An 8,713-nucleotide genomic window follows, 5' to 3' on the forward strand; every position below is an offset into this window, starting at 1 on the left:
GGCAAGGTCGTCGCGATGAATGGCGCGACTTGCAAGGTGGAGATTCCGGGCGCTGGCAACGTGCAGGCGCTGGCAGTCAATGTCGAGGTGGCCGGCCGGCCGACCGTGTTGTCGTTGCGGCCGGAGCGCGTGAAGTTGAACCCGGCGCCGGGTTCGTTGCCAAACATCTTCGGCGCGCACGTTGCGGAGGTGATCTATCTGGGTGACCACGTACGTGCCCGGATCTTGCTCTGCGGCCAAGATGATTTCGTGATCAAGCTGCCGAATTCGGATGGCGTGGTGCAGCTCGAGCCGGGCACAGTGATCACTATCGGCTGGAAAACAGAGGATTGTCTGGCGCTCGATGCCTCACGACGCTGGACCAAGGCTCCGTTAGTGAGGTGGTGATCAGTTTGGAAATGTCCCGTCGTCCTAGGGATGGCATAATACATGGGGAAGCAGATGAAGAGGAAGAGATTGAGGTGTTCCGATGCCGTGGCCGTAGTTGGCTTGGCAACGCTGATATTTGCACCAGCGAAGTTCGCCTTTGCGGCCGATCAGTTGACGATTGTTTCCGGTGGTGGGGATTATCAAAAGGCTCTGCGCAAGGCCGTTTTTGAGCCATTCGCAAAGTCGGCTAGGATCAAGATCACCGAAGGCGAGTACAGCGGCGAAATCGCGAAAGTCCGAACGATGGTCGAGTCGAAGACGGTGAGCTGGGACGTGGTGGACGCCTCCGGCTCGTCTGCCTGGACAATGTGCGAGCAGGGCCTCCTCGAGACGATCGACTGGAAGAAGGTGGGTCTCGATAGGGCCAAGTTCGGTGACGCCGGCAAATTTGAGTGCGGCATGCCGATTCAGACCAATTCCACGATCATTGCCTATGACAAGGACAAGCTGCCGAACGGACCGAAAATCATCGCCGACCTGTTTGACACGAAGAAATTTCCTGGTAAGCGCGGCCTCTGGAAAAGTCCCTATCCCAATCTTGAATGGGCGTTGATCGCCGATGGGGTGCCGATCAAGGACGTTTACAAAGTCCTCAACACATCGGAGGGCGTCGACCGCGCCTTCAAGAAGCTCGACACTATCAAGAATGACATCGTCTGGTGGATGGCCGGCGCCCAGGCGCCTCAGCTTCTGGCTGATGGTCAGGTCGTCATGACCGCGGCATTTCACGGCCGCATCACCGGTGCCAACAAGGATTCCGGCAGGCATTTTGAAATCATGTGGGATGCCGCGCAAGGAGGCTGGGCGTACTGGACCATTCCCAAGGGCAGCCCGCATCTAGAAGACGCCTACAAGTTCCTCGCCTTTGCCGGTTCACCTCAACCGCAGGCAGACCTGACGCGCTACATCCCGTACGGTCCTGGCAACAAGGATGCACTCGCGCTGGTTGATCCCGCGATTCTGGCCGACCTTCCAAACACGCCCGATCGCGATGCCGCTGCTCTGCACACCGATTATCCCTTCTGGGTCGACAAGGGCGACGAGCTGCGCCAGCGCTTTACCGCCTGGCTCGCAAAGTAAGTACAAGGGTAGTGAGGAGGACTAGCGTCTCCTCGCTACCTCAACAGAGAATTTGACAGTTCCGCAAACGACAACTCAAAAATGACAAACGCCGACCGTGAGATCACCCAATGGGTCGAAGAGACGTCGTTCGTGGACACCCACGAGCATCTTATCGAGGAAAGCCAGCGCGTGTCTGGCGTGATCGATCGATGGCTGCCTTGCGACGACTGGACATACGTGTTCAATGCCTACGTTGCCAACGATCTGGCAGTTGCCGGGATGCCATCCGCTGATCTCCAAAGACTGTTCGGGCCCGATCTTTCGAGCCGATCAAAATACGAGCTGATCGCACACTACTGGGACCGGATCCGCCACACCGGTTACGCTCAAGCGGTGCGCCATACGCTCCGGGGCTTGTACGGTGAGGACGATTTGACAGCGGAGAGCCTGCCCCGCATCGCCGAAAATACCGTGATATCGTGCGGCCCGGCTTCTGCGCAGACGTCCTTCGTCGCGCACATGTCGAATGCTGCCAAGTCTATTCTATGCAGCGCATTTTCATGGAGAGCGAGCAGCTGGCGATACTCGCCCAGGATCTCAGCATCCTGGAGTTTTGCCGTTGCAGCCCTGCTGACTTTGACCGGGTGGAGGCCGAGACAGGCAGATCTCCGGCGACATTCGATGAATGGCTTGGCATCATCGATTTCTATTTCGCCACGTACGGTTCCAGAGCCGTAGCAGTGAAATGTCAGATCGCCTACTCGCGCTCACTTGATTTTGCCCCTGTCGCCAAAGCACATGCAGCGCGGCTCTTTTTGCATCAGGTCGGAAAGTGCGGCACGCATTGGCTTCAGGGGATCTCAAGGCGCTGCAGGATTTCCTGTTTCGCTACTGCGTCGGCAAGGCCGGCTAGTGCGGGTTGCCGGTCAAATTGCAGATTGGCTATCTGGGCACCTCCGGCTCGATGCAACTGGCTCGGGTTCGCGACAATGCCGCTGATCTCTGTCGCCTGCTGCAGGATTTCCCCGAGACCCGGTTGGTCCTCATGCATATCGGCTACCCGTACGAGCAGGAGTTTGTCGCGCTGGCCAAACACTATTCGAATGCGACAATCGACATGTGCTGGGCATGGATTATCAATCCAGGAGCAAGCGTGCGCTTCCTCAAGGAATTCCTGCTGGCGCTTCCAGCCAACAAGATATTTACCTTCGGCGGTGACTATGTTGCGGTCGAGCCCATCTATGGCCGCGCCTGCATTGCCCGGCGTGGTATGCGCAGGCACTTTCGCAGTTAGTCGCCAACGGCTGGATCGCCCGAGAAGAGACTCCCGACCTTATCGAGCAGATCATGCGTGGCAATGCACTTCGCTTCAGACGGTGAACGAGAGCATGGTGGCGGGTCGGCCGACCCTGTCGTGGCGGCGGCCGGAGCGGGATAAAGCTCAACCTGACGGCAAGTTCCGTTTCAGATCGCTGACCTGGCGGACGCCAGTCCTGATCCATCTCTTCGGACGCGTACGCAAGCATAATGATTTGCCGATTAGTCTGGTACAGCGGAGCCCGGTGCGGCGATGGCTATGAGAAGGGTGAAAGAGGATTTTAGAACGTCGCCATCGCAACGGTGCATTGATTGCGCAGCCCCGTCCTCCCTATTCTTCGTTGTTCCGTCGACGACGTTTACTCAGCCTTCTCGATTCTTTCGATGCAGCTCGCCCGAGGTCACCGACCACAGCAACAATGGAGAATCCGTTGAGTCAGCCCGCGTCTGAACGATCCGGCAGTAAATTGGTAGACCCCACCAGGCTCACCGTCGAAGACATACAAGCTGGCTTCGCAAGCGGAGCGTACACGGCCCAATCGTTGGTCGAGGCGAGCCTTGACAGGGTCGCGCGGTACAACACGAGATACAACGCAATCATCATTCTGAATCCGTCGGCTCTCGACGACGCGAAGGAAATTGATAAGCGCCGCGCGGCCGGCGAATGCCTTGGTCCCCTGGCGGGCGTTCCGGTCGTCGTGAAGGACACTATCGATATGGCTGGCTTTCCCACGACGGCGGGATGGTCGCTGCTGTGCGGCGAAGTAGGCGGGGTCGAGCTCGTGCCCGAACGTGACGCACCCGTCGTGGCCCGCTTGCGAGAAGCGGGAGCTCTGATCCTTGGCAAGACAAATGTTCCTATTCTCTGTATGAGTGGTACTCACGCTAATGACAGTTGGGCAGGGCCGACACTCAACGTCGTAATGCCGGACCGCGTACCCGGCGGCAGCAGCTCGGGCACCGCGTCTGCGATTGCCTCGGGTATGGCCGTGCTCGGCCTCGGCACGGAGACCGGTGGTTCGATTCAAAATCCTGCCTCGGCGCAGGACCTCGTCGGCATCAAACCGACACTCGGATTGGTGCCCAACATGGGGGTTCTGCCTCTGTCGGGCAATCGGGATGTCGTCGGTCCCATTGCGCGCTGTGTGCGTGACGCGGCCGTTTGCCTAGATGTGCTTTCCGGCTACATTCCTGAAGATCCCAAGACCCTCGCAGCTGTCAGCAGAAAGCCGAAAGGAGGTTACACCGCTGCGCTCAGCGCGGATGCGCTAGAGGGCAAGCGGCTTGCTCTTTACGGCCGCGGATGGCGCAATGAAGCCCTTTCAGCAGAGACGGAGCAACTCTACGACAACGCAAAAGACGAGCTCGAAAGACTCGGCGCAGTTCTTATCGACGATCCTTTTGACGGCTCGGGGTTTGCGGACCTCCGCAAGCCGACTCCTCCTTTCGCGGATTGGGACGCGCGTGGCTTGGAGTCCGCTCCTCATGACCTGCACAACTACCTTGCACGATTGGGCCCTAGGGCCACGCTAAAGACTTTTTGGGAGTTCTCTGAGGCGACTGAGGCGGAAAATCCGTTCGGTCCGACAGGCGTCCTGAGTTTCCTGTTTAATTTACCGCAGTTTGCGGCGGTCTTGGCAAACCCCGCGCAACAGCCAAACGTCAGTGAATTCATCACTCTCAAGGAAGAGTATCTCACGATATTCGACGAAGTGTTTGCGCGCTATCAGCTCGATGCCTGCGTCTTTCCCCAGATGCTTCAGGAGCTGCCGCCGCTGCACGGGAAGGAGCCCTTCCGTGCGACAACCGTCGACGAAATCAACATTTCTGGCTTACCAGCGATCACTGTTCCTGCGGGCCATTATACGTCGGGCTCCCCGTTCGGCCTGATCTTTGTAGGCAGGATGTGGAGCGAGGCCGCCTTGTTGGCGTGTGCTTACGCATATGAGTCCGCAACGCGCCACCGCAAGATACCTACTCTCGAGGGATAGGAGGCGAAGCGGGGCGGATTGTCGGGCGTACACGGTCCCTATTCTCACGCAAGCCTCGCGCAGGATTGCGGACTGTTTGTTCACGGCGAACGGTCGCGCCTTTGTCATGCGGCCTCCCGCATATTGCGCCTCGATGACCGTGCTAGGCGAAAACTCCGCGATTGGCTTGTTCCCGCGCGCGAAGCCCTTCGATCGGCGCGCGGCTCGACTTCCATCCTCTCGCAGGACCGACAGCCGAACTTCTCTGAACGTATCCGTGCATTACGGACGCTTGTCAAACCAAGTCAGCTACCGCGGGAAGTGATCAAGACGGGGGCAGGGTAAGCGAAGCGGTCACCGAATTTCGGACCAGTTGACTACTTGGATTTGGGGCCGTTCCGTCGCAAGAGACGGAGCGGAAGATGACGCAGAGAACGAGACGGAAGATCGATGCGGCGCTGAAGGCGAAGATCGTGCTGGGAACAAGAGACAGTCGCCGATCTGGGCCAGCTCTATCAGGTTCATTCGAACTAGATCTATGCGTGGAAGAAGCAGCTCCTGGACCAGGCGGCGCGCGCTTTCGAAAGCGGCAGCGGCGATGTGGGGCTGGAACGCGAGCGCGAGGTCGAGAAGCTATACGGCAAGATCGGCAATTGATCACGAGCAGGATTTTTTAGCAAATAGGTCCGCAAGATGAACGCCCGGACCGCCGTGCGTTCGTTGACCGTGGTCATGGCAAGCTGTCGATCCGCCGGCAACGAGCGTTACTCGGCGTGGCGCGCTCCGGCGTGTATCGACCGCCCACCGCCAACGATGATGACGATCTGCCGCTGCAGCATCCGATCGACGAGTTGCTCACCGCTTGGCCGTTCCTCGGTTCGCGGCGATGAGCGCCTTGCTGCGGGCGGAGCGCCGTCCGGTAAATCGCAGGTGCGGCGGTTGATGCGCAAGGTGAGGATTGCCGTGCTCGGACCGAAGTGACGACCAAGTCGGCGCCCGGAACAACTATTCCCCTATGTTTCGCGCGGACTTACGATCGAGCGGCCGAACAGGTACGATGCGCGGAAATCACCTACATTCCGATCGGGCGCGGCTTCCTCGATCTCGTCGCAGTGACGGGCTGGGCGAGGGGAGTGGTGCTCGCGTGGCGGCTGTCGAAGACGATGGACGCCTCGTTCTGCGTCGCGGCATAGGCGCTGGCGCTTTTTGGCAGGCCGGAATCTTCAACACCCGACCAGGGCAGCCAGTTATCTTCGCGTCCATCAGCGGCGTGCTCGCGGCGGGCGGGATCTCGATCGATGGTGCGGCCACTGGATGGACAAAGGTTCACCGAGCCGCTATGGCGCTCGCTGAAGGGCCACTTATCGCGTTGCCCGGATGCAGTCGCGGCAACAGCAGCAGGCAGAAAGTGCGGATCGCAGCGTAATATCAAACAGCGGAGCGGTCCAGAATCCAATCAGGAAACCGGCCCCCGTGGTCCGAGGCATAGGGTCCACTTCAAGCTGGAAATTCAACACGCTCATGTTACGACAGCCCCCGGCATGATCCTGAAGATCGTGATCGATCGCCAGATCAGCGAAAACGGGATCGCAGGATCGGCGTCTCGCGCAGCGCACAAACGATGAACGAGTTCACCGCCCCTTCCAGCAACATTATGTCTTCTTATCATCCAGTACGTCGTCTTCTAATGCACAGGCTTCGCACTTTCGGTCAGCAGGAAGGAGTTAACATCTAACTTGCCACTTGGGCTGCAGGGGACAACGCCGTGGGAACCTCTCTCAAACTGATACCAGCCCGATCGATTGCTTTCGTCAGGATGAACCACACACAATTTCTGCGCATCTCGCAAAAAAACAAAGCGCTTCTTTCGGCCTGCTCCCGTTTCCGAGGGAGAAAAGGCGCGACGATCTCGTAAGCTCAAATCCTTAAAGTGAGCAACGAAGGAATTCGAAATGCGTGGAGGCAATAGCGCTCAGGTAAAAATTGAAACTGGTCTCCTTTCGGGAGTTGCCGGGAACAACTCGACAATTCGAGTATACAAAGGCATTCCTTACGCTGCGCCGCCTGTCGCTAATTTGCGCTGGCGTGCGCCTCAACGAGCACCCGCCTGGCAAGGTGTGAGCGAGGCGAATGCATGTTGCATGCAAGCTTACGTCAGTCCCGCGTCGGTGAGCGCCGATGTGGCCGCGGGCAAGAAGCCACGGAGATCGGAGTTTCTTGCGTGGCGCCAACCTCTGAGCGAAGACTGCTTGTACCTGAACGTGTGGACGCCTGCCAAGACTTCGAGCGAAAAGCCTCCCGTGCGATGATTGTTGGCTGGACCTCTGGGGACGGAACGGACGCTCGTCGATGTTCCGGAATGCCCGACACTGCGGCAGAATTCCCAGATGCTGCGACAGTTTGGCCCGATGGCAGATGAGTTCCTCAAGGCTTTTCGGGTGACGTCAGACGCTGATGTACCGCGGGTGCAGGCAGCATTCGTGCGCGATCTGTGGTTTGCGAGCAATTCACGCATCTGGGGAAGGCTGCAAACGAAGACCGGCAAGAGCAAGATCTATCGCTTTTACTGGGACCACATGCCGCCGGTGAGTGAAGCTTCCAAAGACTTCGGCGCGTTCCATGGATCACAGGTCGTACACGCGCTGAATACCTTGGACAGATGGAATCTGCCTTGGAGTCTGCTGGACAGGCATCTGGCTGACGTGATGTCGTCGTACTGAATCAACTTCGCTAAGACAGGAAATCCCAACGGGCCGGGACTTCCACCTTGGCCGAATTTCAATTTGGACAATGAGCAGTCCATGAAGTTTGCCCAGCCAGTCAGCGCGATTCCCACACCGCACAAGCAGGAGCTCGACTTCTTTGACGATTGGTGGTCCGCAAAGCGGGGGGCAATAACTGATCAATTGTTGCTCGCTATTGCATCCGCATCATCGGCTGCCATGGCTGTCGTGGAGGGCGGCAAACTAGCTCGTTGTTGAATCTGTTCCTTTGCGGTTCGAGAGTGTTGAAGGTTAATCTTGTCCTGCTCATCTTATTGTTCACTTCGGTCGCTTGCGTTTTGCGATCGGTCCATGATGCTCACGAGATTCACGATGAGACGCTGATGCTCATGATCGCGGCGAGACCACCGACGGGTCATCAGCGCCAAGTCCAAGCGAGCTACACCCATCGAGCCGTCAGGCTGATTACAGGCTTTGCGGCGCACTGATGCGCGTTTGCGCAGTCCGATTGAACGCGTGCAACTCGAACCGCGTGGCCCTCCGGCCTGCGTGTTGGATGATACGTAGCTGCATTGACCTCAAAGAATCGTTGAGGCGACATTCCGAGGTGCCGGGCACATCTGCGTCGCTGTATTGGAGTGGCCAGCTCCATGGGATGGCACGAGCTGTCATATGAGATGCGGTTTCGGCTTTCTAATTCCAAGGCACAGATCGCATCTCTTGGTTGTAGATGAACATATATCCTCACGCTTTGCTGGGTCGGCGCAGGATTTCGGCTGTCTGGGCGGCCACATCAATGAAATTCGGCTTTCGTAGCCCGATAATATTTAGGTGAAAAGACAAATCGTCTCGGCCGCGAGGCCGCAGTAAAACGGGAGGAAGAGTGCGTCGTCTGATTAGTCGTAGCCGTCTCATGACGGCCCGCGGTTTTGACCGCGCGCTCAACAACATGCAATCCGTCAAAATACAACATCGTGGTCTGGCAGTCGTGGGCGGCGCTTCAATGCAACAAGCGCCGGGGCCGGGGAGGGGGACGATGCCGGACGCGGACAATGCCTTTGTGAAGTTTTCCGACATCCAGAAGTCCTACGACGGCGAAGCCCTGGTCGTTAAGAATCTCAACCTGGATATCGCCCGGGGTGAGTTCTTGACCATGCTGGGGCCCTCCGGCTCCGGCAAGACCACAACCCTCATGATGCTTGCCGGGTTTGA

11 protein-coding genes are annotated in these 8,713 nt (G+C 58.1%); 10 read left to right on the top strand and 1 reads right to left on the bottom strand.

The window, feature by feature from the left end; all coding sequences use genetic code 11:
- The 5 genes from YU9_RS43900 to YU9_RS43905 all read left to right on the top strand — a co-directional run.
- Window positions 1-387: TOBE domain-containing protein (locus YU9_RS43900; protein WP_036019215.1), on the top strand; the 387-nt coding region annotated here is incomplete at its 5' end.
- 54 nt (window positions 388-441) lie between these two features.
- Window positions 442-1,509: a polyamine ABC transporter substrate-binding protein gene (locus YU9_RS0137600; protein ID WP_084299217.1), complete on the top strand. Its 1,068-nt coding sequence runs from the start codon at window positions 442-444 to the stop codon at window positions 1,507-1,509.
- A gap of 81 nt (window positions 1,510-1,590) precedes the next feature.
- On the top strand, window positions 1,591-2,229 hold the full coding sequence (locus YU9_RS0137605) for a hypothetical protein (RefSeq protein WP_027577317.1): 639 nt from the start codon (window positions 1,591-1,593) through the stop codon (window positions 2,227-2,229).
- Between the two features lie 181 nt (window positions 2,230-2,410).
- Window positions 2,411-2,785, top strand: a complete 375-nt coding sequence (locus YU9_RS0137615; RefSeq protein WP_084299215.1) for an amidohydrolase family protein — start codon at window positions 2,411-2,413, stop codon at window positions 2,783-2,785.
- A 454-nt stretch (window positions 2,786-3,239) separates the two neighbouring features.
- Window positions 3,240-4,799 carry an amidase gene (locus YU9_RS43905; RefSeq protein ID WP_245266716.1) on the top strand — a complete coding sequence of 520 codons (1,560 nt, stop codon included), beginning with the start codon at window positions 3,240-3,242 and terminating at the stop codon, window positions 4,797-4,799.
- Window positions 4,800-5,314: 515 nt separating this feature from the next.
- Here YU9_RS43905 and YU9_RS48580 read toward each other — a convergent pair.
- Window positions 5,315-5,512, bottom strand: a complete 198-nt coding sequence (locus tag YU9_RS48580; RefSeq protein WP_156952359.1) for a hypothetical protein — start codon at window positions 5,510-5,512, stop codon at window positions 5,315-5,317.
- A gap of 243 nt (window positions 5,513-5,755) precedes the next feature.
- Here YU9_RS48580 and YU9_RS44950 point away from each other — a divergent pair, with 243 nt between their 5' ends.
- From YU9_RS44950 to YU9_RS50565, 5 genes are all read left to right on the top strand, one after another.
- A complete protein-coding gene (locus tag YU9_RS44950; RefSeq protein ID WP_027577320.1) occupies window positions 5,756-5,971 on the top strand; it encodes a hypothetical protein in 216 nt (71 codons plus the stop codon).
- 759 nt (window positions 5,972-6,730) lie between these two features.
- Window positions 6,731-7,087, top strand: coding sequence for a carboxylesterase family protein (locus YU9_RS51330; protein ID WP_084299216.1), 357 nt, complete (start codon window positions 6,731-6,733; stop codon window positions 7,085-7,087).
- Window positions 7,088-7,165: 78 nt separating this feature from the next.
- Window positions 7,166-7,498, top strand: a complete 333-nt coding sequence (locus YU9_RS0137640; protein ID WP_027577321.1) for a hypothetical protein — start codon at window positions 7,166-7,168, stop codon at window positions 7,496-7,498.
- Window positions 7,499-7,579: 81 nt separating this feature from the next.
- Window positions 7,580-7,759, top strand: a complete 180-nt coding sequence (locus YU9_RS0137645) for a hypothetical protein (protein ID WP_198028370.1) — start codon at window positions 7,580-7,582, stop codon at window positions 7,757-7,759.
- Window positions 7,760-8,384: 625 nt separating this feature from the next.
- Window positions 8,385-8,713, top strand: a 329-nt coding sequence (locus tag YU9_RS50565) for an ATP-binding cassette domain-containing protein (RefSeq protein WP_245266718.1), incomplete at its 3' end; no start/stop codon positions are given.

It is taken from the genome of Bradyrhizobium sp. WSM1743, from assembly GCF_000473065.1.
In the GTDB taxonomy this organism is placed as follows: domain Bacteria; phylum Pseudomonadota; class Alphaproteobacteria; order Rhizobiales; family Xanthobacteraceae; genus Bradyrhizobium.

Coding starts and splice junctions, on each gene's coding strand:
- YU9_RS0137600 (WP_084299217.1), top strand. CDS start 442: ATGAAGAGGAAGAGATTGAGGTGTTCCGATGCCGTGGCCGTAGTTGGC.
- YU9_RS0137605 (WP_027577317.1), top strand. CDS start 1,591: ATGACAAACGCCGACCGTGAGATCACCCAATGGGTCGAAGAGACGTCG.
- YU9_RS48580 (WP_156952359.1), bottom strand. CDS start 5,512: ATGACCACGGTCAACGAACGCACGGCGGTCCGGGCGTTCATCTTGCGG.
- YU9_RS51330 (WP_084299216.1), top strand. CDS start 6,731: ATGCGTGGAGGCAATAGCGCTCAGGTAAAAATTGAAACTGGTCTCCTT.
- YU9_RS0137640 (WP_027577321.1), top strand. CDS start 7,166: ATGCTGCGACAGTTTGGCCCGATGGCAGATGAGTTCCTCAAGGCTTTT.
- YU9_RS0137645 (WP_198028370.1), top strand. CDS start 7,580: ATGAAGTTTGCCCAGCCAGTCAGCGCGATTCCCACACCGCACAAGCAG.